The organism is Pseudomonas sp. MF6747, assembly GCF_963890955.1.
Classification (GTDB): domain Bacteria; phylum Pseudomonadota; class Gammaproteobacteria; order Pseudomonadales; family Pseudomonadaceae; genus Aquipseudomonas.
Map to the genome: position 1 here is coordinate 66,449 of NZ_CAWPSZ010000004.1, position 26,409 is coordinate 92,857.

Consider the following 26,409-nt stretch of genomic DNA (forward strand, 5'->3'; position numbering starts at 1 on the left):
GGCGTGTCAGTCAACTCAAGTATCGACTGAACCACCGCCTTCGCGAGCAAGCCCGCTCCCACCTTTTTGACCGCGTACAACCTCGAATCAGTGCCCCGAAGCCTCCGGCCCGGCCTTCGCCGCAAACGGTGGTTTCGCCAGCCACACAATCACGATCAAGCCCATGAACATCCACCCCAGCAGCGTGAAGTAATCCACGGTGGACATCATGTACGCCTGGCTGGTGAGGATCTGATCCAGCTGCGCATAGGCCTTGTGCCCTGCCCCGCCGAGTGCCTGCAAGGCGTCACGGGTGGCCGAGTCGTAGGTGGTGATGTTCTCGCTCATGTAGGCATGGTGCTGGTCCGCCCGGCGAATCCAGATCCAGGTGGTCAGCGAGGCCGCAAAACTGCCGCCCAGGGTCCGCAGGAAGGTCGCCAGGCCCGCGCCGTCGGCGATTTGCGCCGGCGGCAGGTCGGACATCAGGATGCTCAAGGTCGGCATGAAGAACAGCGCCACGCCAATGCCCATGAACAGCTGCACCAGGGCGATGTGCGTGAAGTCGACTTCATTGGTAAAGCCGGCACGCATGAAGCAACTCAGGCCAATCGCCAGGAACGCCAGCCCGGCCAGCAAACGCAGGTCGAACTTGTTCGCATACTTGCCCACGAACGGCGACATCAACACCGGCAGAATCCCGATCGGCGCCACCGCCAGGCCCGCCCAGGTGGCGGTGTAGCCCATCTGGGTTTGCAGCCATTGCGGCAGGATCAGGTTGATGCCGAAGAACCCTGCATAACCCAGCACCAGCACAATGGTGCCGATGCGGAAGTTGCGGTAGGCAAACAACCGCAGGTTGACCACCGGGTGCTTGTCGGTCATTTCCCAGATGACGAACACCGCCAGAGCTATCGCCGAAATCACGGCACCGATGATGATGAAGTTGGATTCGAACCAGTCCAGGTCATTGCCCTTGTCGAGGATGATCTGCAACGCGCCGACACCGACGATCAGGCTCAGCAGCCCGACGTAATCCATCGGCTGGTAACTGGTGACCACCGGACGTTTCTTCAACTGCGAACGCACCACCAGCACCGCAAAGATGCCGATGGGCACGTTGATAAAGAAGATCCACGGCCAGCTGTAGCTGTCGGTAATCCAGCCGCCAAGGATCGGGCCGGCAATCGGCGCCACCACCGTGACCATCGCCAGCAGCGCCAGGGCCATACCGCGCCTCGCCGGCGGGTAGACCGCGATCAGCAACGTTTGAGTCATCGGGTACAGCGGCCCGGCCACCAGGCCCTGCAGCACCCGAAAGCCGATCAGCTCAGGCATCGAGGTGGAAATACCGCAGAGGAACGAGGCCAGCACAAACAGGATGGTCGCCCACAAAAACAGCTTCACCTCGCCAAAGCGCCGGCTCAACCAGCCGGTCAGCGGCAAGGCAATCGCGTTGCTCACCGCAAACGAGGTGATCACCCAGGTGCCCTGCTCCGAACTCACGCCGAGGTTGCCGGAAATGGTCGGCAAGGCCACGTTGGCGATCGTGGTGTCGAGCACCTGCATAAAGGTCGCCAGCGACAGGCCAATAGTGGCCATCAACAGGCTGGGTGGCGTGAACGAGGCGTTATTGCTCATCAGCGTTGCACAGCCTTGGGCGCGGCGAGGCTGTTGTCATGGATCAGCTGAGTGATCATGGCATCGGCTTCGGCCAATTGGCGGTCGTACACGTTGGTGGTGAACGAGGCCTTTTGCGGCGCCTGTTGCGCCAGTACCGGGCCGCTCTTGTCGTGCAGGTCCACGTTGACCACGGTGCTCAAGCCCACACGCAGCGGGTGCTTGGCCAGCTCGTCGGCGTTGATGTGAATACGCACGGGCACCCGTTGCACGATCTTGATCCAGTTACCGGTGGCGTTCTGCGCCGGCAGCAAGGCAAACGCGCTGCCGGTACCGGCGCCCAGGCTGTCCACGGTGCCGCTGTACTTCACGTCACTGCCGTAGATATCCGACTCGATGTCCACCGGCTGGCCGATACGCATATCGCGCAGCTGGGTTTCCTTGAAGTTGGCGTCGATCCACAACTGGTTCAGCGGGATCACCGCCATCAACGCGGTACCCGGCTGCACGCGCTGACCCAATTGCACCGTGCGCTTGGCCACATAGCCGGTTACGGGTGCAATCAAGGTGCTGCGGGCGTTGGTCAAGTACGCCTGGCGCAGTTGCGCGGCGGCGGCCTGCACGTCCGGGTGGGACGAAATCACCGTGTCGTCCACCAGCGCGCTGGAGGTCTTGAACTGTTGCTGCACGTTGGCCAGGGCGCTTTGCGCCGAGGTCAGGTCGTCACGGGCGTGGGACAGTTCTTCCTGAGAGATCGCGCCGCCGGCGGCAAGGTTCTTACGACGGTTGTAATTGTCCTGGGCCTTTTGCACGTTGGCTTGCTGCGCCAGCACCTGGGCTTTCATGCCATCAACGTTGCTGTACAAGCCCCGTACCTGGCGCACGGTGCGCGCGAGGTTGGCCTGGGCACTTTGCAGGCCGACAGCGGCGTCATTGGGGTCGAAGTTGATCAGCACCTGGCCTTCGTGGACCAGGTCGCCGTCGTCGGCACCGATGCTGACCACGGTGCCAGTGACCAGCGGGGTGATTTCCACCACGTTGCCGTTCACATAGGCATCGTCGGTGCTCTCGTTGAAGCGCCCGTAAAGCTCATACCAGGCCCACACGCCGATCACGCCGAGAATCACGATCAGCGCCAGGCCGATCAGCATGATTTTGCGTTTGCGTGGGTTGCTGTCTTTCTGCTGCTCTTTGGGTTGCTCTGTTGCGTTGTTGCTTTCGGCAGTGGCCATGACAAATACCTCAAATTATTCCGTGCGTGTAGCTGGGGTGGTTGCGGCCACGTTATCGGCGTTGTACCCGCCACCCAGGGCTTGCATCAATTGAATCGACAGATCGATCTGCGCAGCATTCAAGGCCGCCAACTGACGCTGGGCCTGCAGCAATTGCTGCTCGATGCTGAGTACATCCAGGTAATTCCCGATCCCCGAGCTGTAGCGCTGAACCCCGGTGTCGTAGGACTGCTGGGCAATGTCCGCGGCGTGTTGCTGGGCCTGGATCTGCCGACCGGTATCGCGCAATTGCGAAAGGGTGTTGCCAATATCACCCAAGGCTTGCACCAGGGTTTTGTTGTACTGGGCCACCGCCAGGTCGTAATCGGCGTCGCGGGCATCGAGGTCGGCGCGCAGGCGGCCACCGTCGAAGATCGGCAACGAGATTGTCGGCGCAATGCTGAAGAAACGGCTGGCCGAGCCAAACATCGCGTCGCCCAACAACGACTCGGCCCCGGCGCTCGCGCTCAGGTTGAGGTTGGGGTAGAAGCGGGTTTTGCTCGCGGCAATGTTCTTGCTCGCGGCTTCGACGCGCCAACGTGCAGCGATCAAGTCCGGGCGACGGCCCAGCAACTCGGCCGGCAGCACAGAAGGCACGGCAACGGCGCTGGGTTTGAGCACGTTCGGGCGGGTCAGCTCGCTGCCACGGTCGGGGCCTTTGCCAAGCAATACGGCCAGGGCGATCTTGGCGCTTTGCAGCTGTTTTTCTGCATCGATCAATTGCGACTCAGAGCTGGCTTCCAGGCTTTCGGTCTGCTGGTACTGGTACTGGCTGTCGATGCCGGAACTCAGGCGGCGCTTGCTCAGGTCGAGCATCTGACGGGTGCGCTTGAGGTCGTCGGCGGCCAGGTCTCGCACGATGTGCGCCTGGCCCAGGTCGCTGTAGGCCTTGGCCACGTTGGCGGCCAGGGTCAGGCGCGCGGCTTGCTGATCGACTTCGGCGGCACGCGCCTGGCCCAACGCAGCTTCCCAGGCGGCGCGCTGGCCACCCCACAGGTCAAAGTTGTAGTTGAAGCTGGCGCCGATGTTACGCACGGTGGCGTAGGCATCGCCCTGCCCCAGCGGGTCCTGATCCTTGGCCAGACGCGAACGGCTCACGCCGGCGCTGGCATCCAGGGTCGGCATGCGGGCGGCATCGGCGGCGTAGGCAGCGGCCTGCGCCTGGTGGGCACGGGCGCTGGCGACTTGCATGTCAGGGCTGTTTTGCAGGGCTTCATGGATCAAGCCGTCCAACTGCGGGTCGCCGAGGCTCTTCCACCAATCGGCCGTCGGCCAAGCGGCGCTGGACAAGGTCACGCCACTGAGGGACTTGCCGGTTTGCAACGTGTTGGCGTCGAGGCGTTGGCCCTGGGTGTCGAGGCCGCTGAAGTTGGCACAACCGGCCATGCTCATCGCCACCAGCACCAGGCTAAGTGCGCGTGTGTTCATTGATTACCTACCCGCTGGATGACGATGGCGTCACCGGCAGCTACCAGAATTTTCGTGAGGATTTTTTCCAGGGTTTGCAACTCGCCGGGCTGCAGGGCGCCGGCCAGCTCATTCATCGACTGCGCGCCGATGTGCGGCAGCATGTCTGCCAGGCGCTGGCCGTCTTCGGTCAGTACCAACTGCACCTGGCGCCGGTCCTGCTCGGAACGCTTGCGCGCCAGCAGGCCCTTTTGCTCCAGGCGGTCGAGCATGCGGGTCATGGAGCCGCTGTCCAGCGACAGGTTGCGACACAGCTCGGCGGGCGTGTCGACCTCATACTGGGCAATGATGATCAACACCTTGAACTGCGCGGCGGTGACGCCATGCGGTTCCATGTGCGTGTCGATAATGCGGTCCTTGAGCAGCGCGGCGCGGCCCAGCAACAGGCCGAGGTGGCAGTTGCGAAAGCTGTCAGGGGTGAAGTGGGTCATCGAAAGTCACCTTATTACTGCCTAGGCAGTGAATGTATGACAAGATGTTACTGCTTAGGCAGCGAATGTCAAATGGAATTATTAGTTTGCTTGCTAATTGACCGAGAGGTGGGCTGCACCGCAAACAAATGTGGGAGCGGGCTTACCGGCGATGCCGGCCTGTCAGTCAATAAATCATCGACTGATGGACCGCCATCGCCGGCAAGCCAGCTCCCACCCTGTTTGTGCGTGAAGGTTTAGAAATCGCGCTTGTAGAAGATATCCAGTGAACTGGCCACGCCACTGGCCACTTCCAGGTACACCTTCTTGCTCAGCAGGTAGCGCAAGGCAATCGTACTGGCCGGTTCGAACACCCCGACCCCATACCGCAGGCTGAGTTTTTCGGTGATCTTGCCGCTGGCCACCACGGCGGTGTTATTGCCGGTGCCCTGGGTGTCGAGGTCGAAGTCCTGAATGCCCAGCTGGTTGGCGATATCCGAGGTGACCCCGGCGCTGCCCATCAACCCCAACCCCAGGGCGGCCTCGGCCAGCATGTTGTTGTCTTCGCCGGTGTTGTTGCGCGAACGCCCCAGCACCAGATACGAGAGCGCATCCTCCTGAGGCATGGTGGGCTCGGAGAAGATCTGCGTGGTCGGCTGCTCGGCGCTGCCGCTCAAGCGAATACCGGCCGTCACCGTTCTGGACGGTTCGGTAACGACGCGCACGGCCTCGACATCCAGGAACGGTTGGTCCAGTGGCCCTGCAAACAACAGCCGCGCGCGGCGCACGTCAAGCCGCTGCCCGTAGGCACGGTAGCGGCCGTCGTTGAGCCACAGCTCGCCACGGGTGTCCATGCTGTCGCCGATGTGCACATGGCCCTGCACTTTGGCGGTGAGCCCGAAGCCCGCAAAGTTGAGCTGGTCTTCGCCCACCACCACGTCGATGTCCATGGCCATCGCCATCGGCGGCTTGCCCTGGGCGGTCTGGCTGCCGACGATCACCGTGTCATCGGAGACCTTGACGGTGGACGGCGGCAATTCACGCACGGTGATGTCGCCACGCGGGATGTGCACCTTGCCGGCAATCGCCAGCTTGTCGTTTTTCAGGCTGATTTTCAGGTCCGGCGCCACTTCCAGCTTGGCGTAAGGCTCAACCGTGACCGGCAGTTGCGCGCCTTGCAGGCTGAGGTCCACCACCAGCGCCTGGCCCCAGTCGATCTGCCCCTTGAGGCTGCCCTGCCCGGCCTTGCCGCTGCGCCACGCGCCATTCAACTGCACGCTTTCGCCGGCAATCAGTGCTTGCACGTTCAAGCCTTCGAGGCTGATCGGCAACTCGGGCCCGGAGACTTCACCGCCCACCAGATTCACGTTGCCGTTGACCTGCGGTGCCAGCAAACCACCGGAGATACGCCCGTTGCCGTTGAGCTTGCCCGTGAGTTTGTCCACCATCGGCACAAACGGTCGGGCCACGGCGAGGTCCAGGCCGTTGAGGCTGAAATTACCGGTGATCGGCTTGTTGTTGGGCAGCGGGTTGATCTGCGCCTGCACCAGCAACTCACCGAGCTTGCCGCCGCGGAAGGTCAGCTGAGTGTCGATGCGTTTAGGGTTAAGGGTGGTTTCCAGCTTCAGGGTGTCGTAGGGGAAATCCACCCACTGGGCCTTGTCCTTGACGCGCAGCGTGCCACCGCTGGCATCCACCGCGATCACGCCTTTAGGGCCGCTGGCGGGCAGGTCGAGCTGCACGTCGGCGTTGAGCTTGCCTTGCCAGGCGAAATCCTTGGGCAGGAAGGCAGCCAGACTGTCGATGGGGAATTGCTTGAGGTGGTAACGCAACTTCGGCTCAGGCATCAGGCGCTGATCTTCACCGCACAGGCTGGCAGGGCCGGACACCCAGCAATGCGCCGCAAAGGTCAGCTTGCCGTCCGCCAGGCGTTCGATCCTGGCCGGGGCTTGCAGCTTCCAGTCCTGGCCACCGGCTTGAACGTCACCGCTGGCCAGGCGCCCGCGCCAGTTACCTTTGTCGAGGTCGCCATCGAGTGCCAGGCCCAGCTTGACGAGCGGCCCGGCCAGGTCCAGCTGGACTTTCTGGCGCTTGATATCACCTTGAGCGCTGGCGGTCAGGGTGCCGACCTGGGTGTCACCGGCCTGGATGCCACTGCCCTTGAGGTCGATCTTCGCGCGCTGGGCGTTGTCGAGCGTGGCGTCCAGGGTGAGGTTTTGCAGTTGATTGTCGGCGAACGCCAGTTGCTGGCCTTTAAGGTCGAGTTTGCCTTGCGGCGCCTGCAACGTACCGGCCACATCGACACGCCCGTTAATCTGCCCGCGCAGTTGCGGCCACAGCTGGGCCAGGCGCATCAGCTTGATATCGATCTGCCCGGCCACACGTTGCTGCAGGCTGCCGCTACCGTTGATGCGGTTATCACCCAGGCGAATGTCAAGGTTGGCCAGGGTCCATTGCTCACCTGCGCCTTGCGCCTTGGCGGCCAGCACGGCAGTCTGCCCGCGCAAGCGGCCCTTGAGGTCGAGGTCGGCGTTGAGCTTGAGTTGTTCATGTTTGAACTCGCCCTTGCTGCGCAGCGGCCCGGCCAACGTGCCCGGCAGCTCCGCGACCCAGTACGCCGGGTTCAGCGCCGACAGGTCCAGCGCGGTGTCCCAGGCAATGCCGTCGGCAAACTGCAGACTCAGGTGGCCTTCAGCCTTGCCTTGGCCGGCTGTCAATTTCAGTTCGGGCAGGAAGAGTTGCTTGAGGTCGCCACTGAACGGCGTGACCACATTGAATTTGCCCGCCGGGCCGTCGAGGTCGGCCTTGAGGTTGCCGAGGTAATTGCCGTCTTTGTAGGAAATCTCGCCGTTGAGCGTATGCAGCGCGAACTGCGGCTCATCAATCAATGGGTAGAGGCGGTGCCAGGGAAAATCCAGCCAATCGATCCTGGCGTCGGCGCTGAAGCCCTGTTGCCAGTCCAGATTGGCGCTGAGCTTGAGGCTTTTCTGGTCGCCCGCATTCAAATCCAGGCCCGCGATCTGCGCGCCCTTGGCGTCAACCTTGCCCTGCAGCAGCAGGTCCACCGGGCCTTTTTCCGCTGGCAGCACGGCCTTGCCCAGCAGTTGATAACCGCTGCTCAGGTCGCCCTTGGCGGTAAGGTCCAGTTGATTGAGTTGCAGGGTGTCGGGCAAGTCGGCGCTGGGTTTGAAGCCGTCGGCGCTGATGTGCAATTGCGCGGGCAGGTTCTCCACCAAAGGTTGCAGCTCACCGCTGAGTTTGGCGGGCAGGTAGCCACTGCTGTCGGCGTCGAGCTTGAGGGTCTTGAGCAAGTCTCCGTCGACCTTGAGCGCAACCTTCCACGGCGCGCCGCCGGGCGCGTACGGCAGGCTCAGGTTGCCCGTGGCGCTCAGCGGCCAGTTGCCGGTCGGTTGCAGCAGACCGGCCAGGTCCAGCACCAGGTCATCGCGTTGCAGGTGCACCGAGTCGATCTGCAGGCCCGCGGCGGTCCAGTGCGCCGCGAGCTGCAAGCCCTTGAGCTCTTCGCTGCCATTGAACAGCAGGCTACCGACGCGTACGTCGCCCAACTGGATCGCCACCGGCAGTTTCAACTCCGGCAGCTGGATCGGCCCGCTGCTGCTGTCATCGGTACTGGGTGGAAATTGCAGGCTGACCTGTTCCACGTCCAGCTGGTTGATGCACAGGGTCATGCGCAGCAGGCATGCTGGCGACCAGTCGAACTTCGCCGCATTCAGCTCGACCCGGCTGGTGTCTTGCTGCCACAACAGGTGGTCGACACGCCATTGGCCACCCAAATGCCCCTGGAAATTCTCAACCGTCAATCCCGGCACCTGGCTCAAGGCCCAGCGGCTGCCCGCTTGGCTGCCGAGTACCGCCCACAGTGCCAGTAACACCACGGCGAAGACTGCCACGATGGCCAGCCCCGCTATTTTCAAACCACGTATCACAGCTCAGGCCCCATGGAAAAGTGCAAACGAATGCCGCCCGGATCTTCCAGGGCATGGGCCAGGTCGAGGCGAATCGGGCCGACCGGCGACACCCAGCGCACGCCCACCCCCACACCGGTTTTCAGGCTCGGCATGTCCAGACTGTTGAAGGAGTTGCCTTGGTCGACAAAGGTCGCAATCCGCCATTTTTCGGCGATGGAATATTGATATTCGGCACTCAACGCCACCATGTAGCGGCCGCCGATGCGGTCACCGCGATCGTTTTCGGGCGACAACGTCTGGTACTCGTAGCCACGCACGCTCTGGTCACCACCGGCAAAAAAGCGCAGCGACGGCGGCACCGATTTATAGCCATTGGTGGCACTGCCGCCGAACTGCGCGCGGCCGAGAAAGCGGTGGTTGTCCCACAAGGTGGTCAAGCCCTTGATGGTGGCAGTGCCGTAAAGCAGGTTGGTGTCGGAACCCAGGCCTTCCTTGGCGACCTTGGCGTCGAACATCAGGCGATAGCCATTGTGCGGGTCGATGCGGTTGTCGCTGCGCAGGTAGGAATAATTGATCCCCGGCATCACCAGGTTACTGAGGCCCGAGTCATTGCCCAGGCGGTATTCTTCGCGCTGATATTTGAGCGAGATGACTCGCGTCCAGCCGCTGGGCAATTTGCTGTGCCATTCAGGGCCGAGGGTGAGCAATTTACTCAGGGTGTCGGTATTGGCGATTTCTTCATTCTGGTAGCCGCCGGCAAACCGCAGTTTGTCGGTAAGCGGCGGGTCCAGCGGGATGTCGTACCACAGGCCGACGTTCTGGCGCGGCGCCGACAGCTCGGCTTCCCAGCCATAACTGTGACCTTGTGGGTTGACCCAGTGACGCGTCCAGTTGGCTTTGCCGCGCGGGCCGACGTCAGTCGAGTAACCCAGGCCCAGGCCCATGGTGCGCGGCTTGCGGGTGTCCAGTTGCACCGCCACCGGGATCACATCGTTGGCCGAGGCGGCGGGGCTTGCGTCTACGCGCACAGCTTCGAAAAAGCCACTCGCCTGCAGGTTCTGGTTGAGTTCGGCGATCAGCTCGGAGTCGTAAGGGTCGCCGCTTTTGAACGGCACCATGCGTTGCAGCAGGTCTTCATCAAACGGCGTGTCGCCGGCAAAGCTGACCTTGCCCATGCTGTAGCGTGGGCCGCTGTCGTAAATGAGTTCGATATCGGCGACGCCGGCTTTGGGGTCAACCGAGAGTTTCTGGCTGGTAAAGCGCCCGCTGAAAAAGCCGTAGCGCGAGGCCTGGTTCTGGATCAGACGCTTGGCGTCTTCGTAGTGGCCGTGGTTGAGCACGGCGCCGGATTTGAGGTCGCTGCTGTCGGGCACGCGAAAAGCCTTGAGGCTCGCGGCCTGGCCGTCAACCCGAAGGGTCACGTTGCGCAAATGCACCGGCTCGCCGGGGTCGATGGTGAGGATCAGGCGTGGATTCTTGCCGCCTTTTACATCACTGACGATTTGTGGCTGATAGTAGCCCAGCGCCTGGGCAGCCTTGCGGGCCTGCTCTTCGGCGCCGCGGCTGAACCGCAACAGGGCTTCTTCATCACGATCGCCTACCCCGCCGATATAGCCTTCGATGTTGGCTTTCAACGCGTCGTTTGTAGGCTTGATCCGCACGTCCAATTCGCTTTGCGCCAAGGCGCCGCAGCTTGTGAACAGCAGAATCAAGCCGCTGGTAAATCTTCCTGGAAGCTTCATAGGCGCGGATGCTACACGAGCTGGGGAGAGACTTTGAACCCGGAATAGTCTGAATAATTCTGCATTAAGCCGTTGCAGCATGTAACGACTGCGGATTGGGGTGAAAAAACACGTGTTCCAGGATAGGCCCGATTGCCACTTCGCCGATTTCCTCATAGCCCTGACGCTTATAAAAATCCAGGTAGCGTGAGTTGCCGGTATCGAGCACTACGCCTGAGGAGTGCGGGTCATCGGCGCACCAGTTGTGCACGGCCTCAAGCAGCTGCTCGCCATAGTGCTTGCCCTGAAATTGCGGGTGGATGCCCAACAACGGCAGTACGTGCACCGACTCGGTCGGCAGGCACGCCAGCACCGCATGATGGTATTCCAGGTAACGGCGAGTGCCGCGTACACCGGTGCTCAACCACATGCGCAATTGCCACGCCCAGCTTTCGGTAATGCCCAAGCGCCGTTGGGGTGGCGCAATCAGGGCAATGCCGATCAGCCGGTCGCTGACGAACAGGCCGATGGCGGGCAGTTTCTGAAAGAAATGCTGCTTGACCAGCTCACGCACCGTGGCGCGTACCCGCTGTTCATAGCCTGGGCGTTCAGCTTCGAAAATGTAGGCGAATGTCGGCTCATGCCGATAAGCCTGGTAGAGCATGGAGCGCGCTTCGCGCGAATAGCCGCTATTGAGCAGGCGGATCTCGGCAAGGGCCGTCGAAGTGTCAGGCATACAGTCAATCTCCCTGGGCGCCATTCAGAAGATGGCGTTCTTATGGGTACGAACCTACGCAGCACCAGTCGTTCCCAGACATTAGCAGTGCATCTGCTCGACCGCCACGCTGGCCCCCGTCGGACTTGTCGGCTAGCATCGCCCTTTTGCCAGACTGGACTGCCGACCATGAAAATCGTCTCCTTCAATATCAACGGGCTGCGCGCCCGCCCTCATCAGCTGGCGGCGCTGATTGAAAAGCATCAACCGGACGTGATCGGCCTGCAGGAAACCAAGGTTCATGATGACCAGTTCCCGTTGGCCGAAGTGCAGGCGTTGGGCTACCACGTTTATTACCACGGCCAAAAAGGCCACTACGGCGTGGCCCTGCTCTCGCGCAAAGAAGCGCTGAGCGTGCACAAAGGTTTTGCCAGCGATGAAGAAGACGCCCAGCGCCGCTTCATCTGGGGCACCTTCGCCGATGAGAACGGCAACCCTGTGACCATCATGAATGGTTACTTCCCCCAGGGCGAAAGCCGCGACCACCCGACCAAGTTTCCGGCCAAAAAACGCTTCTACGAAGATTTGCAGCACCTGCTGGAAAGCCAGTTCAGCAATGACCAGGCATTGGTGGTGATGGGCGACATCAACATCTCCCCGCAAGACTGCGACATCGGTATCGGCGCCGACAACGCCAAACGCTGGCTGAAAACCGGCAAATGCAGCTTCTTGCCGGAAGAACGCGAGTGGATGGCCCGCCTGAAAAACTGGGGCCTGGTGGACAGCTTCCGCCACCTCAACCCTGACGTGGCCGACCGCTTCAGTTGGTTTGATTACCGCAGCCGTGGGTTCGAAGATGAGCCTAAGCGTGGCCTGCGCATTGACGTGATCATGGCGTCCAACGGCCTGGTGCCGCGGGTCAAGGATGCCGGCGTGGACTACGAGCTTCGGGCGCTGGAAAAACCGTCCGACCACGCGCCGATCTGGCTGGAACTGAGCTGACGCGACTCAAAGTGGGAGCTGGCTCGTGTGGGAGCTGGCTTGCCGGCGATGCAGGCACCCAGGTTTTCCAGCTAAACCGGGTTGATGCTATCGCAGGCAAGCCAGCCCCCACCTTTGGGTTGGTTGTGTGCCAGTCACACCGTTGAAACCTTACTGACTTAATCTCCCGGCACTCCCCTTGGCTTAAGAAGGTGCCGGCATGATGCTGCGCGTTCTGCTTCTGTTGATCCTGCCCCTCTACGCAGTTGCCGCTCCCCTGCCCGTTCCCGACCAAGGCCCCGCGTTGCGCATCCAGGGTTCCAACACCATTGGCGCCGCGCTCGGGCCCGCGCTGGTCATGGGCATGATGCAACACCAGGGCGTGCAGGCGGTGCACAGTGAACCGGGCGACGGCGCCAATGAACAGCGCGTGATCGGCAAGACCCGCCAAGGCAGGACGGTCACCATCGAGGTGGCGGCCCACGGCTCCAGTACCGGGTTCGCCGCGCTGAAAAACCTCAGCGCCGACCTCGCCGCGTCGTCGCGCCCGATCAAGGACAGCGAACTGGTGGACCTTGAACCCTTGGGCGACCTGAAAAGCCCCGAGGCTGAGCAAGTGATCGCGATTGATGGCCTGGCGATTATCCTTAACCCGAAAAACCCGTTGAATACCCTGAACACCGAGCAACTGGCGCAAATTTTCAATGGCGAAGTCGACACGTGGGAGGCACTGGGTGGCATCGGCGGGCCGATTCATTTGTATGCCCGGGATGATCAGTCCGGCACCTACGACACCTTTAAGGAACTGGTGCTACGCCTGCGCGGTAAACCCCTGGCGCCTGCCAAGCGTTTTGAGTCCAGTGAGCAACTGTCCGATGCCGTAAGCCAGGACGCTCAGGGCATCGGCTTCATCGGCCTGCCGTATGTGCGCCAGGCCAAGGCCGTGGCAATCGTCGATGGAGACTCACAACCGATGTTGCCGTTGAACAGTCTGATTGCCACCGAGGACTACCCGCTGTCACGCCGACTGTTCTTTTACCTGCCGCCATCGAGCCACAACCCGTGGGCCAAGGCGCTCGTGGACTTCACCCAGAGCAGCAAAGGCCAGGCGATTGTTGCAGCCAACGGTTTTATCGCGCAGCAGGTGCAGGCGATCAGCGTGGAGCCGCGCCCGTCGATGCCTGCGGACTATCAAGCCATCGCGCGTGAGGCCCAGCGATTGAGCGTGAATTTTCGCTTCGAAGAGGGCAGCGCCAGCCTCGACAACAAGGCACGCCAGGATCTGCAGCGGGTGGTGGCGTACCTGAAAAGCCACGACAAGCTCGACAAGCAGGTGACGCTCGTAGGGTTTGGCGACGCCAAGAATGACCCACAACGCGCCGCGCTACTGTCGAAATTGCGGGCAATGGCGGTGCGCCGCGAACTGGTGAGGAACGGCGTGGTGCTGCGCGATATTCTCGGGTTCGGCGCGCAGATGCCGGTGGCGGCGAACACGGCGGATGAGGGCCGGATCAAAAATCGGCGAGTGGAGGTTTGGGTGCACTGACGCCTGGCGAGCACGCCTGCGTAGCGAGCGGGCTTGCCCCGCGTTGGGCTGCGAAGCAGCCCCATAATCACGCTTCCAGGCAGAACCGGTCGCAGGGTTTTAGGGCTGCTGCGCAGCCCTACACGGGGCAGAGCCCGCTCGCCACACTTACTGCCCGCTGCGCATCAGCTCTTTGGGCACGTACTTGCCGATCTCGAACTTGCCGATTGCCGCACGGTGCACTTCATCCGGGCCGTCGGCCAGGCGCAAGGTGCGTTGCATGGCGTACATGTAGGCCAGCGGGAAGTCGTTGGAAACGCCGGCGCCGCCGTGAATCTGGATGGCGCGGTCGATGACCTTCAACGCCACGTTCGGCGCCACCACCTTGATCTGCGCGATTTCGCTTTTCGCAACTTTGTTGCCCACGGTGTCCATCATGTACGCCGCTTTTAACGTCAGCAGACGGGCCATGTCGATTTCCATCCGTGAGTCGGCGATCTTGTCGATATTGCCGCCCAGGCGGGCCAACGGTTTACCGAACGCGGTGCGGCTGACGGAGCGTTTGCACATCAGTTCCAGCGCGCGCTCGGCCATGCCGATGGAGCGCATGCAGTGGTGGATACGGCCTGGGCCAAGACGACCCTGGGCAATTTCGAAGCCGCGACCTTCGCCGAGCAGTACGTTTTCGTACGGCACGCGCACGTTGTCGAACAGCACTTCGGCGTGGCCGTGCGGGGCGTCGTCGTAACCGAAGACCGGCAATGGGCGCACGATTTTGACGCCGGGGGCATCCACTGGCACCAGGATCATCGAGTGCTGCTGATGACGTGGCGCATCCGGGTTGCTCAGGCCCATGAAGATCAAAATCTTGCAGCGCGGATCGCAGGCGCCGGAAGTCCACCATTTTTTGCCGTTGATCACCCACTCATCGCCCTGGCGCTCGGCGCGGGCAGCCATGTTGGTGGCGTCCGAAGACGCCACGTCCGGCTCGGTCATGGCAAAGGCCGAGCGAATCTCGCCGCGCAGCAACGGCTCGAGCCAGCGTTGTTTTTGCTCTTCGTTGGCGTAGCGCACCAGCACTTCCATGTTGCCGGTGTCGGGGGCGGAGCAGTTGAACGGCTCCGGGCCCAGCAGCGAGCGGCCCATGATCTCGGCCAGTGGTGCGTATTCGAGATTGGTCAGGCCGGCGCCCAGTTCCGATTCGGGCAGGAACAGGTTCCACAGGCCTTCGGCCTTCGCCTTGGCTTTCAGCGTTTCCATGATGGCGGTGGGCTGCCAGCGATCACCTTCGCTGACCTGGCGTTCGAACACCGGCTCGGCCGGGTAAACGTAAGCGTCCATGAATGCGGTGACGCGTTCACGCAGTTCCTGAACCTTGGGCGAATAGGCGAAATCCATGAGCAGCTCCCTTCTCTGAGAGGTTGTTTAGGTCATGCAATCGATGCTAGAACAGCGCTGATAATTTACCTAGCCTATTCTCGGCGTGTATTAACATTCATCACCGATATATGATCGACGCCTGAACACCTGACAAATCGCCACCTAACAATAAGAGCGCAACGAAATGAATCTGAGCAAGGTCGACCTCAACCTCTTTATTGTCTTCGACGCGATCTACACCGAAGCCAACTTGACCCGTGCCGGGCAGATCGTCGGCATTACCCAGCCGGCGGTGTCCAACGCGCTGGCGCGCTTGCGCGAAACCTTCAATGACCCGCTGTTCGTGCGCACGGCCCAAGGCATGGTGCCCACGCCGATGGCGCAGAACATCATCGGCCCGGTGCGCAATGCGTTGTCGTTGCTGCGGGTGTCGGTGCAGGAAAGCCGGATTTTCAACCCGCAGCAGGCGGCCAAGACCTACCGCATCAGCATGACCGACCTCACCGAAGCGGTGATTCTGCCGCTGTTGTTCCAGCGCCTGCGCCGCCTGGCGCCGACAGTGGTGATCGAGAGTTTCCTGTCCAAACGCCGCGAAACCACCAAGGAGCTCGCGGCCGGGCGCCTGGATTTTGCCGTGGATGCGCCGCTTAACACCGACCCGCAAGTGCGCCACGTCAAGCTGATGGAAGACCGCTACGTGTGCGCCATGCGCAAGGGTCACCCGATGGCGGGCAAGGACAAATTCACGCTGGATGACTACCTGTCGCTGACGCATATCCATATTTCCAGCCGCCGCAACGGCCTGGGCCATGTGGACCTGGCGCTGGGCAAGATGGGTATCCAGCGCAAGATCGCCCTGCGCTCCCAGCATTACCTGATGGCCTCGCAAGTGTTGCAGCAGACCGACATGGTGATGACCGTGCCCGAGCGCTTCGCCCGCCGTCATGAATTGCACTGGTTCAACCTGCCGGTTAATGACGTGCCGCCGGTGGAAACCCACCTGTACTGGCACGAAAGCACCGACCAGGACCCGGCCAACCGCTGGATGCGCGAGCAAATGATTGAGTTGTGCCAACAGGTCACGGCGCATGAGAAGAAGCTCGACGGCAAGCAAGCCTGACCCGTGGCAAGCAGACCTTTTGTGGCTAGCAGGCTCTCTGTGGCAAACAGGCTCTGTGTGGCGAGCAGGCTTGCCCTGCGTTGGGCTGCGTAGCAGCCCCAACCCCCAGCGCCGCGTTTTTGCTGAAAATTGAATCAATATTTATTGCGGGCGCGTCCCCCCCAACGCAGGGCAAGCCTGCTCGCCACAACACGCCCGCTCATAAGGTTGGAAAGGCAGCTTGACGTTTACGTCAACCTGACATTAGCTTAGCGCCAAGACCTTCTTGAGCGCCCCCATGAGCACGACTTACAGCATCTCCGACCTCGCGCGCGAGCTCGACATCACCACCCGCGCCATTCGCTTCTATGAAGAACAAGGCCTGCTGGCCCCGGAACGCCGGGGCCAGGAGCGCATCTACTCGGCGCGCGACAAGGTCAGCCTCAAACTGATCCTGCGTGGCAAGCGCATCGGTTTTTCCCTGGCCGAGTGCCGCGAGCTGATCGAACTCTACGACCCCAGCAGCGGCAACCACATCCAGCTCAACAGCATGCTCGCCAAAATCGCCGAACGCCGTGAGCAGCTTGAGCAACAACTGCTGGATATCGAACAGATGAAGCTGGAACTGGACACCGCCGAAGAGCGCTGCACCCAGGCCCTGGCGCAGACCATGAGCCAGGTTGGCCAATAACGATAAGGTAGCCATCATGCCCCTCCCCTCACACGTACGCCTGGTGGAAGTCGGCCCGCGCGACGGCCTGCAGAACGAAGCCCAGCCCATCAGCGTGGCCGACAAGGTCCAACTGGTGGATGCCCTGACCGACGCGGGCTTGAGCTATATCGAAGTGGGCAGCTTTGTCTCGCCCAAGTGGGTGCCGCAGATGGCCGGGTCGGCGCAAGTGTTTGCGCAAATACAGCGCAAACCCGGTGTGACCTACGGCGCACTCGCACCGAACCTGCGAGGTTTTGAAGACGCCGTGGCCGCTGGCGTAAAGGAAGTCGCCGTGTTTGCGGCCGCGTCCGAGGCGTTTTCCCAGCGCAACATCAACTGCTCCATCAGCGAAAGCCTGGAGCGCTTTGCGCCCATCATGGCGGCGGCCAGGCAGCACGGCGTCAGCGTGCGCGGGTATGTGTCGTGTGTGTTGGGTTGCCCTTACGAAGGTGACATCGCGCCGGAACAGGTCGCGGCGGTCGCACGCGAGTTGTATGCCATGGGCTGCTATGAAGTTTCCCTGGGCGACACCATCGGCACCGGCACGGCGGGCGCTACGCGGCGGTTGTTTGAGGTGGTCGGCGCGCAGGTGCCACGGGACAAGCTGGCCGGGCACTTCCATGACACCTACGGGCAGGCGATTGCGAATATCTACGCCAGTGTGCTGGAAGGGATCACGGTGTTCGACAGCTCCATCGCGGGCCTCGGCGGCTGCCCTTACGCCAAGGGCGCCAGCGGTAACGTGGCGACGGAAGACGTGGTGTACCTGCTCAACGGCCTGGGTATCGACACCGGCATCGACCTGCAGGCGCTGATTCTCGCGGGCCAGCAAATCAGCAGCGTGCTTGGCCGGCCTACCGGGTCGCGGGTTGCCAAGGCGCGTAACGCCAGTTGAGTAGAGCGGCTGTGACAATGTGTTACCGCACGGCTACATATCGAGTAACACGGGAACATATTTTGTCGCATTCGCCGTAGGTATTTTCCTACCAAAAATTCAAGCCATTGATTTATAAGGAATTTAAAAAGTTGGCACGGCTTCTGCTATCTCTATCGCATAACAAGAATAAAAAGCGCCAAACCTAATAAAAATAAGACGAAACGACTCTGACATAACAAAAACAACACGGCAGAGACGCAGCTAACAGATTTTTTTGGAGAAGATGTGCTTCGCAGGGTACGGCATGCCGAAACCCGCAACCGGTTAGAGAAAAATAAAACTACCTCAGGTAGCTGCCACTGGTTGGATCGGTAACGAAGAAGCAGATCAGCGCTCAAAAAAATACGTTTGCTCTTGACCCCGGATGGGGGTCGCCCAAAACAGCGGTAAAGGGTAACGGCTGCTAAAAACAACAACAGGCCGCCCCTCAATAATAAAAAAGAGCACGCAACGACAAATTAAAGGGGACCTTCGGGTCCCCTTTGTGCTTTCCGGGATTCGACAAATGCTTGTCGGGCACCGATCAAAAAGCTGGGAGCGGGCTTGCTCGCGAAGGCGGTGTGTCAGTGTCAGATGAGCAGGCTGACCCTGCGCAGTCGCGAGCAAGCCCGCTGCCAGATGGGTTAGGGTTGTCAGTTGGGCTGGCTTTTCAGCTCCGCGATCGAGATTTCGCGCATGCGAAATTTCTGGATCTTGCCCGTCACCGTCATCGGAAACTCTTCCACGAATTTGAAATGCTTGGGCGTCTTGAAGTGCGCGATGCGCCCCTTGCACCAGATTTGAAGCTCCAGCTCGTTGGCCAGATGGCCCGGATGGAACTTGACCCAGGCGACGATCTCTTCACCGTAACGCTCATCCGGGATGCCAATGACTTGCACATCTGCCACCGCCGGGTGGGTGAAGAAAAACTCTTCGAGCTCGCGCGGGTACACGTTTTCGCCACCGCGAATGATCATGTCCTTGTTGCGCCCGGCGATACACACGTAACCGTGTTCATCCATGGTCGCCAGGTCGCCGGTGTGCATCCAGCCCGCGTCATCGATGGCGTCACGGGTGCCATCGGGGTTGTTCCAGTAGCCGAGCATGACGCTGTAGCCGCGCGTACACAGCTCGCCGATTTCACCGCGCGCGACGGTATTGCCGGCGGTGTCGATGATCTTGTTTTCCAACTGCGGCTGGGTGCGGCCCACGGTGGTGACGCGGCGCTCGAGGTCATCATTGGCACCGGTTTGCAGTGACACCGGGCTGGTTTCAGTCATGCCATAGGCAATCTGCACTTCACCCATGTGCAGTTCGCTGATGACGCGGCGCATCACCTCGATAGGGCATGTGGCCCCGGCCATGATCCCGGTGCGCAAGCTTGTCAGCTCGAATTCGCCGCGGCGGGGGTGATCGAGGATGGCGATGAACATGGTCGGCACGCCGTAGAGGCCGGTGGCGCGCTCTTCGGCGACGGCGCTGAGGGTCAGCAGCGGATCAAAGCCGTCATTCGGGTAAATCATCGTGGTGCCGTGGGTGATGCAGCCAAGGTTGCCCATGACCATGCCAAAGCAGTGATACAACGGCACCGGGATCACCAGCCGGTCGTGCGCCGTGAGGCCCAGGCTTTCGCCAACCATGTAACCGTTGTTGAGAATGTTGTGATGGCTGAGGGTGGCGCCCTTGGGAAACCCGGTGGTGCCGGAGGTGTACTGAATGTTCACGGCCTGGTCGAAATGCAGGCTGGCCTGGCGGCTGTGCAGTTGTTCGGGCGGGACGCCAGCGCCCAGGGCCGCCAGCTGCGACCAGGACAAAAAACCCTGGGGTGGGTTGGGATCGAGGCTGATCATGGCGCCCAGGTTGGGGCTGAGTGCCTGCAGCATGGCGTGGTAATCGGAGCCTTTGAATGACCCGGCGCACACCAGCCATTGGCAACCGGACTGCTTGAGCACGTATTCCAGCTCACTGCTGCGGTAAGCCGGGTTGATGTTGACCAGGATCACGCCAAGCTTGGCGCTGGCAATCTGGGTGATGCACCACTGTGCACAATTGGGCGCCCAGATGCCCAGGCGGTCGCCGGTTTGCATGCCCAGGGCCAGGAACGCACGGGCGTGCAAATCAACCGCCTCGGCCAGTTGCCGCCAGGTGTAGCGGCGTTGCTGATGGCGCACCACCAACGCTTCACCCTCGGGGTAGCGCGAGACCGTGTTATCGAAGGCCTGGCCTATGGTCATGGCCAGCAAGGCCTTGTCCTGAGCGCCACGGCTGTAGCTCTGATTCGATTGATCCATAACGACCCCTTTTGTCTTTTTTGTAAGGTGGACGGCGGCTGCTTGACGTAAACGTAAACTACGATTGACAGCCTCGCAACGCAAGCTTACGTTAACGTAAAGGTGAGCGCCCTCCCCGGCGCTTAACCACACAACAACAAAGCTCACATTAAGGTGCCTGTCCATGAGTTACCCGTCCCTGAACTTCGCCCTCGGCGAAACCATCGACATGCTGCGCGACCAGGTGCAGTCCTTCGTGGCCAAGGAAATCGCGCCCCGCGCGGCTCAAATCGACAGTGACAACCTGTTCCCCGCCGATATGTGGCGCAAGTTCGGTGACATGGGCCTGCTCGGCATTACGGTGCCGGAAGAGTACGGCGGCGCCGGCCTGGGCTACCTGGCCCACGTGGTAGCCATTGAAGAAATCAGCCGAGGCTCGGCGTCAGTCGGGCTGTCCTACGGCGCTCACTCGAACCTGTGCGTCAACCAGATCAACCGTAACGGCAGCCACGAACAGAAGCTCAAATACCTGCCGAAGCTGATCAGCGGCGAACATATCGGCGCCCTCGCCATGAGCGAGCCGAACGCCGGCTCCGACGTGGTCTCAATGAAACTGCGCGCCGAAAAACGCGGCGACCACTATGTGCTCAACGGCAGCAAGACCTGGATCACCAACGGCCCCGACGCCAACACCTTCGTGATCTACGCCAAGACCGACGTGGAGAAAGGCCCTCACGGCATCACTGCATTTATCGTCGAGCGCGACTGGAAAGGCTTCAGCCGCAGCAACAAGTTCGACAAGCTCGGCATGCGCGGCTCCAACACCTGCGAGCTTTTTTTCGATGACGTGCAGGTGCCCGAAGAAAACATCCTCGGCGCACTCAATGGCGGCGTGAAAGTGCTGATGAGCGGCCTGGACTACGAACGCGTGGTGCTGGCGGGCGGCCCGATCGGCATCATGCAGGCGTGCATGGACCTGATCGTGCCCTACATCCACGACCGTAAGCAGTTCGGCCAGAGCATCGGCGAATTCCAGCTGATCCAAGGCAAGGTCGCCGACATGTACACCCAGCTCAATGCCGGCCGCGCCTACCTCTACGCGGTGGCGCAGGCGTGCGAGCGCGGTGAGACCACGCGCAAGGATGCCGCCGGGGTCATCCTGTTCAGCTCCGAGCGCGCCACACAAATGGCCTTGGACGCCATTCAGATTCTGGGCGGTAACGGTTACATCAACGAATTCCCCGCCGGGCGCCTGCTGCGTGACGCCAAGCTGTACGAAATCGGCGCCGGCACCAGTGAGATTCGCCGGATGCTGATCGGCCGCGAACTCTTCAACGAAACCCGCTGAAGGAGCGCCCATGGCCACCTTGCACACCCAACTCAACCCGCGCTCGGCAGAATTTGCCGACAACAGCGCAGCCATGCGCCTACAGGTCGACGCCCTGCACAGCCTGCTCGCCCACGTGCAGCAAGGCGGTGGCGCCAAGGCTCAGGAGCGGCACACGTCGCGCGGCAAACTGCTGCCCCGTGAGCGGATCAATCGTTTGCTCGACCCGGGCTCGCCGTTCCTTGAACTGAGCCAACTGGCGGCCCATCAGGTGTACGGCGAAGACGTGCCGGCGGCCGGGGTGATTGCCGGGATCGGCCGCGTAGAAGGCGTCGAATGCATGATCGTCGCCAACGACGCCACGGTAAAAGGCGGCTCCTACTACCCGCTCACGGTAAAAAAACACCTGCGCGCGCAGACCATCGCCGAGCAGAACCGCCTGCCGTGCATTTACCTGGTGGACTCCGGTGGCGCCAACCTTCCGCGTCAGGATGAGGTCTTCCCGGATCGCGATCACTTCGGGCGGATCTTCTTCAATCAGGCAAACATGAGCGCCCAGGGCATCCCGCAGATTGCGGTGGTGATGGGCTCGTGCACCGCGGGCGGTGCCTATGTGCCGGCCATGGCGGACGAAGCGATTATGGTGCGTCAGCAGGCGACCATCTTCCTCGCCGGCCCGCCGCTGGTGAAAGCGGCGACCGGCGAAGTGGTCAGCGCTGAAGACCTGGGCGGCGCCGACGTGCACTGCAAGATCTCCGGTGTGGCCGACCACTATGCCGACAGCGATGAACACGCGCTGGCCCTGGCCCGGCGCAGTGTGGCCAACCTCAACTGGCGCAAACAGGGCCAGTTGCTGCAACGCCCGCCGGTGGCGCCGCTGTACAGCAGCGAAGAGCTTTACGGCGTGATCCCGGCCGATGCCAAGCAGCCGTTTGATGTGCGCGAAGTGATCGCGCGGCTGGTCGACGGCTCGGTGTTCGATGAATTCAAGGCATTGTTTGGCACCACGCTGGTGTGTGGTTTTGCCCACCTGCATGGCTACCCGATTGCGATTTTGGCCAATAACGGGATTCTGTTCGCCGAAGCCGCGCAAAAAGGCGCGCACTTTATCGAACTGGCCTGCCAGCGCGGGATTCCGCTGCTGTTTTTGCAGAACATAACCGGCTTCATGGTCGGCCAGAAATACGAAGCCGGCGGCATCGCCAAGCACGGCGCCAAGCTGGTCACCGCGGTGGCCTGTGCCAAGGTGCCCAAATTCACGGTGATCATCGGCGGCAGCTTTGGTGCCGGTAACTACGGTATGTGCGGCCGGGCTTACGACCCGCGCTTTTTGTGGATGTGGCCCAATGCCCGCATCGGCGTGATGGGTGCCGAACAGGCGGCCGGCGTGCTGGTGCAGGTCAAGCGTGAACAAGCCGAACGCGCCGGCGCAGACTTCAGCGCCGAAGAGGAAGCTGCGATCAAGCAGCCGATCCTCGACCAGTATGAAACCCAGGGCCATCCCTATTACTCCAGCGCGCGCTTGTGGGATGACGGCGTCATCGACCCGCTGCAGACCCGCGACGTGCTGGCCCTGGCCTTGTCCGCTTCGCTGAACGCCCCCATCGAGCCGAGCCGCTTCGGCGTGTTCCGCATGTAAATGGAGCTGTACCCCATGAGCGATTTCAACACCCTCGAGCTGATCACCGACCGCCGTGGTTTTGCCACGCTGTGGCTCAGCCGCGAAGCCAAGAACAACGCGTTCAACGCCGAAATGATCCGCGAACTGATCATCGCGCTCGACCAGGTGCAGGGCGATTCGTCGCTGCGCTTCGTGGTGCTGCGCGGGCGCGGCAAGCACTTCAGTGCCGGTGCCGACCTGGCGTGGATGCAGCAATCGGCCGAGTTGGACTACCACACCAACCTGGACGACGCCCGCGAGCTGGCGGAGTTGATGTACAACCTGGCCAAGCTGAAAATCCCGACCCTGGCCGTTGTGCAGGGCGCGGCCTATGGCGGCGCGCTGGGCTTGATCAGTTGCTGCGACATGGCGATCGGCGCCGATGACGCGCAGTTCTGCCTGTCGGAGGCGCGCATCGGCTTGGCTCCGGCGGTGATCAGCCCGTTCGTGGTGCAGGCCATCGGCGAACGTGCGGCGCGGCGTTATGCCCTGACCGCTGAGCGTTTTGGCGGCCAGCGAGCACGCGACATTGGCCTGTTGGCAGAAAGTTACCCCGCCGGTGAGCTGGATCAGCACGTCGAACACTGGATCGCCAACCTGCTGCTCAACAGCCCTGCGGCGATGCGCGCCAGCAAGGACTTGTTGCGCGAAGTGGGCAACGGCGCCCTCACCCCGGCGTTGCGCCGCTATTGCGAAAACGCCATCGCGCGGATTCGCGTCAGCGCCGAGGGCCAGGAAGGCTTGCGCGCCTTCCTGCAAAAACGCCCGCCCAGCTGGCAAGCACAGGAGCCGCGTTCATGAGCCCACTGACAACTGTGCTGGTGGCCAACCGCGGCGAAATTGCCTGCCGAGTGATGCGCACCGCCAAGGCCATGGGCCTGACCACCGTGGCGGTACACAGCGCCATCGACCGTGATGCGCGCCACAGCCGCGAGGCAGACATCCGTGTCGACCTGGGTGGCAGCAAGGCCACCGACAGTTACTTGCAAATCGACAAGCTGATTGCCGCCGCCCAAGCCAGCGGCGCCCAGGCGATCCATCCCGGGTATGGGTTTCTATCGGAAAACGCCGGTTTTGCTCGCGCGATTGAAGCGGCCGGGTTGATCTTCCTCGGCCCGCCCGCCTCGGCCATTGATGCAATGGGCAGCAAATCGGCCGCCAAGGCGCTGATGGAAAAGGCCGGCGTGCCGCTGGTGCCGGGTTACCACGGTGAAGCTCAGGACCTGGACACCTTCCGCGCGGCCTGTGAGCGCATCGGCTATCCGGTGCTGCTCAAAGCCACTGCGGGGGGCGGCGGCAAGGGCATGAAGGTGGTCGAGGACGTCAGCCAACTGGCCGAGGCCCTGGCTTCCGCACAGCGTGAGGCACTGTCGTCGTTTGGCAACGGGCAGATGCTGGTGGAGAAATACCTGATCAAGCCGCGTCATGTGGAAATCCAGGTCTTTGCCGACCAGCATGGCCACTGTTTGTACCTCAATGAGCGCGACTGCTCGATTCAGCGTCGCCATCAAAAGGTCGTGGAAGAAGCGCCGGCGCCGGGCCTGAGCGTTGCGCAGCGCAAAGCCATGGGCGAAGCCGCCGTGCGCGCGGCCCAGGCCATCGGTTATGTGGGCGCGGGCACGGTGGAGTTTTTGCTCGACGCGCGTGGCGAGTTTTTCTTCATGGAAATGAACACGCGGCTGCAGGTGGAACATCCGGTGACCGAGGCGATTACCGGCCTCGATTTGGTGGCCTGGCAGATCCGTGTCGCCCACGGCGAGCCGCTGCCGATCACCCAGGACCAGGTGCCCTTGATCGGGCACGCGATTGAAGTGCGCTTGTATGCCGAAGACCCGGCCAATGATTTTCTGCCGGCCACCGGGCGCCTCGCGCTGTACCGCGAAAGCGCACCCGGCCCGGGCCGTCGCGTCGACAGCGGGGTAGAACAAGGCGACAGCGTTTCGCCGTTCTACGACCCGATGCTGGGCAAACTGATTGCCTGGGGCGAAGACCGTGAACAGGCGCGCCTGCGTTTGTTGAGCATGCTCGATGAGTTCGCGGTGGGTGGGCTCAAGACCAACCTTGGCTTTTTGCGGCGCATCATCGGCCATCCGGCGTTTGCGGCGGCTGAATTGGATACCGGGTTTATTCCGCGCTACCAGGCTGAGTTGTTGCCGGTGCCGGGCGAATTCAGCGACGAATTCTGGCAGGCCGCAGGCTCAGCGCTTATGCAGAGTCTGCCACCAGGTGATGGGCCGTGGGCGGACACGCGGGGTTTTCGCGCGGGTCTGCCTGCCGAGGTCTCGCTGCATTTGAGCAGCGGCGCGCAGGATCGACGGGTGACGTTGGGTGGAGGCGCTGCGCAGCTACGTGGCGAGCAGTTGTGGCTTGAGCACAACGGCGTACGCCGTGCCCATCTGGCGGTACGCGGCGAAGGTTGCGTGTACCTGCGCTGGGACGGCGAGATGCATGCAGTGAGCCTGTTCGACCCGATTGCAGCGGTCGAGGCCAACCAATCTCATCAGGGTGGGCTCACGGCGCCGATGAACGGCAGCATCGTGCGGGTGTTGGTGGAAGTCGGCCAGGCCGTCGAAGCCGGTACACAATTGGTGGTACTGGAAGCGATGAAGATGGAGCACAGCATTCGCGCGCCGCACGCCGGCGTGGTCAAGGCGCTGTTTTACCAGGAAGGTGAAATGGTTGCCGAAGGCAGTGCCCTGGTGGCGCTGGAAACAGCGGATTAAAACTTCGCCGTGGCTTGCACGACAACGCCGAGGATTCGGCAGTCATCGGTAAACAGCTGCTTGGGATAAGTGGGATTGAGCGGCACCAGGTAGCGCTGGCCGCTTTCTTCCATTAACTGGCGAAAGGTCGCCTGGGGGCTGTCGGCCCATTGGGCGACCACCAGTTTGCCGGGTTCGGCATCAATGGCCGGGTCCACCAGAATCAACATGCCTGCGCCAATACTCAAACCACTGGGGGCAGTCATCGCATCTCCCGTCACAGGCAGCCAGTAGGCTTCGCCCCGGGCGTGGTAATCGGTCAACTCAAAACGCGCGGCGCCGTAGGCCGGGCGCTCCTCGCGTATTTCGCAGACGCCCTTCCAGTCGCTGACCGGGTAGCGAAAATACGGGTTGTAGTGTTTTTCCAGGGTCGGCGCCTGATCGGCTTTCGGCCGAATTTCGAGCGCAACCTCCAGATACTCCAACCCTAACTCGGCGAGTACCCGGTTCATGTCCGCCAGGCTTGGCACGCGACGCTTGTTGAGCCAATGGCCCACGCCACCCTGGGACATGCCCAGGCGTTCAGCCAGTTCATCCTGCGTGACCTTGCGGTCTTTCATGTTGGCTTTGACCAACGCTATCCAGTTATCCATGGGCGGTGACAATACGTTGTGCAGAGGCCACGACAATAAACAGTTTGTAGTAATCCATCAAATGACATAAATACG

Annotated in this window: 19 protein-coding genes; 9 read left to right on the forward strand and 10 right to left on the reverse strand. The window is 61.8% G+C overall.

Features of this window, described 5'->3' with window-relative positions:
- Positions 1–87 precede the first annotated feature (87 nt).
- The 7 genes from AACW30_RS05415 to AACW30_RS05445 form a co-directional block, all read right to left on the reverse strand.
- The gene (locus AACW30_RS05415; RefSeq protein ID WP_200624418.1) at positions 88–1,617 is read right to left on the reverse strand and encodes a DHA2 family efflux MFS transporter permease subunit; all 1,530 of its coding nucleotides are present in this window, start codon (positions 1,615–1,617) and stop codon (positions 88–90) included.
- Positions 1,617–2,828 carry an efflux RND transporter periplasmic adaptor subunit gene (locus AACW30_RS05420; RefSeq protein ID WP_179608734.1) on the reverse strand — a complete coding sequence of 404 codons (1,212 nt, stop codon included), beginning with the start codon at positions 2,826–2,828 and terminating at the stop codon, positions 1,617–1,619. Before AACW30_RS05420 ends, AACW30_RS05415 begins: the two co-directional genes overlap by 1 nt.
- A gap of 15 nt (positions 2,829–2,843) precedes the next feature.
- The gene (locus tag AACW30_RS05425; protein ID WP_200624419.1) at positions 2,844–4,295 is read right to left on the reverse strand and encodes an efflux transporter outer membrane subunit; all 1,452 of its coding nucleotides are present in this window, start codon (positions 4,293–4,295) and stop codon (positions 2,844–2,846) included.
- Positions 4,292–4,765, reverse strand: coding sequence for a MarR family winged helix-turn-helix transcriptional regulator (locus AACW30_RS05430; protein ID WP_106578802.1), 474 nt, complete (start codon positions 4,763–4,765; stop codon positions 4,292–4,294). The genes AACW30_RS05425 and AACW30_RS05430 overlap by 4 nt, the downstream gene beginning before the upstream one ends.
- A gap of 236 nt (positions 4,766–5,001) precedes the next feature.
- Complete coding sequence (locus AACW30_RS05435) at positions 5,002–8,691, reverse strand: translocation/assembly module TamB domain-containing protein (protein WP_200624420.1); 3,690 nt, start codon at positions 8,689–8,691, stop codon at positions 5,002–5,004.
- A complete protein-coding gene (locus AACW30_RS05440) occupies positions 8,688–10,415 on the reverse strand; it encodes an autotransporter assembly complex protein TamA (protein WP_106578804.1) in 1,728 nt (575 codons plus the stop codon). Before AACW30_RS05440 ends, AACW30_RS05435 begins: the two co-directional genes overlap by 4 nt.
- Positions 10,416–10,479: 64 nt before the next feature.
- Positions 10,480–11,130 carry a GNAT family N-acetyltransferase gene (locus tag AACW30_RS05445; protein WP_200624421.1) on the reverse strand — a complete coding sequence of 217 codons (651 nt, stop codon included), beginning with the start codon at positions 11,128–11,130 and terminating at the stop codon, positions 10,480–10,482.
- A 168-nt stretch (positions 11,131–11,298) separates the two neighbouring features.
- On the opposite strand from AACW30_RS05445, the gene xthA reads away from it, so the two are divergent.
- Together xthA and AACW30_RS05455 are read left to right on the forward strand one after the other, a co-directional pair.
- On the forward strand, positions 11,299–12,111 hold the full coding sequence (gene xthA, locus AACW30_RS05450) for an exodeoxyribonuclease III (RefSeq protein ID WP_106578806.1): 813 nt from the start codon (positions 11,299–11,301) through the stop codon (positions 12,109–12,111).
- 199 nt (positions 12,112–12,310) lie between these two features.
- On the forward strand, positions 12,311–13,636 hold the full coding sequence (locus tag AACW30_RS05455) for a substrate-binding domain-containing protein (protein ID WP_200624422.1): 1,326 nt from the start codon (positions 12,311–12,313) through the stop codon (positions 13,634–13,636).
- Positions 13,637–13,783: 147 nt separating this feature from the next.
- On the opposite strand, the gene AACW30_RS05460 is transcribed toward AACW30_RS05455, so the two are convergent.
- Positions 13,784–15,013: an acyl-CoA dehydrogenase gene (locus AACW30_RS05460; RefSeq protein ID WP_106578808.1), complete on the reverse strand. Its 1,230-nt coding sequence runs from the start codon at positions 15,011–15,013 to the stop codon at positions 13,784–13,786.
- Positions 15,014–15,179: 166 nt separating this feature from the next.
- On the opposite strand from AACW30_RS05460, the gene AACW30_RS05465 reads away from it, so the two are divergent.
- From AACW30_RS05465 to AACW30_RS05475, 3 genes are all read left to right on the forward strand, one after another.
- On the forward strand, positions 15,180–16,115 hold the full coding sequence (locus AACW30_RS05465) for a LysR family transcriptional regulator (protein WP_017136514.1): 936 nt from the start codon (positions 15,180–15,182) through the stop codon (positions 16,113–16,115).
- Between the two features lie 277 nt (positions 16,116–16,392).
- A complete protein-coding gene (locus AACW30_RS05470; protein WP_106578810.1) occupies positions 16,393–16,785 on the forward strand; it encodes a MerR family transcriptional regulator in 393 nt (130 codons plus the stop codon).
- Positions 16,786–16,801: 16 nt separating this feature from the next.
- Complete coding sequence (locus tag AACW30_RS05475) at positions 16,802–17,701, forward strand: hydroxymethylglutaryl-CoA lyase (RefSeq protein ID WP_106578958.1); 900 nt, start codon at positions 16,802–16,804, stop codon at positions 17,699–17,701.
- Positions 17,702–18,375: 674 nt separating this feature from the next.
- Here AACW30_RS05475 and AACW30_RS05480 read toward each other — a convergent pair.
- On the reverse strand, positions 18,376–20,013 hold the full coding sequence (locus AACW30_RS05480; protein WP_200624423.1) for an AMP-binding protein: 1,638 nt from the start codon (positions 20,011–20,013) through the stop codon (positions 18,376–18,378).
- 163 nt (positions 20,014–20,176) lie between these two features.
- Here AACW30_RS05480 and AACW30_RS05485 point away from each other — a divergent pair, with 163 nt between their 5' ends.
- From AACW30_RS05485 to AACW30_RS05500, 4 genes are read left to right on the forward strand one after another with little or no spacing between them, the layout of a single operon-like run.
- Entirely contained in the window at positions 20,177–21,340 is a 1,164-nt protein-coding gene (locus AACW30_RS05485) for an isovaleryl-CoA dehydrogenase (RefSeq protein WP_106578812.1), read from the forward strand.
- A gap of 10 nt (positions 21,341–21,350) precedes the next feature.
- Complete coding sequence (locus AACW30_RS05490) at positions 21,351–22,958, forward strand: carboxyl transferase domain-containing protein (RefSeq protein ID WP_200624424.1); 1,608 nt, start codon at positions 21,351–21,353, stop codon at positions 22,956–22,958.
- 15 nt (positions 22,959–22,973) lie between these two features.
- Positions 22,974–23,780, forward strand: a complete 807-nt coding sequence (locus AACW30_RS05495) for a gamma-carboxygeranoyl-CoA hydratase (protein WP_106578814.1) — start codon at positions 22,974–22,976, stop codon at positions 23,778–23,780.
- The gene (locus tag AACW30_RS05500; protein WP_200624425.1) at positions 23,777–25,702 is read left to right on the forward strand and encodes an acetyl/propionyl/methylcrotonyl-CoA carboxylase subunit alpha; all 1,926 of its coding nucleotides are present in this window, start codon (positions 23,777–23,779) and stop codon (positions 25,700–25,702) included. The genes AACW30_RS05495 and AACW30_RS05500 overlap by 4 nt, the downstream gene beginning before the upstream one ends.
- Here the strand turns inward: AACW30_RS05500 and AACW30_RS05505 are convergent.
- Complete coding sequence (locus tag AACW30_RS05505) at positions 25,699–26,334, reverse strand: LexA family protein (protein ID WP_200624426.1); 636 nt, start codon at positions 26,332–26,334, stop codon at positions 25,699–25,701. The two genes, AACW30_RS05500 and AACW30_RS05505, sit on opposite strands and share 4 nt — an antisense overlap.
- Positions 26,335–26,409: the final 75 nt, after the last annotated feature.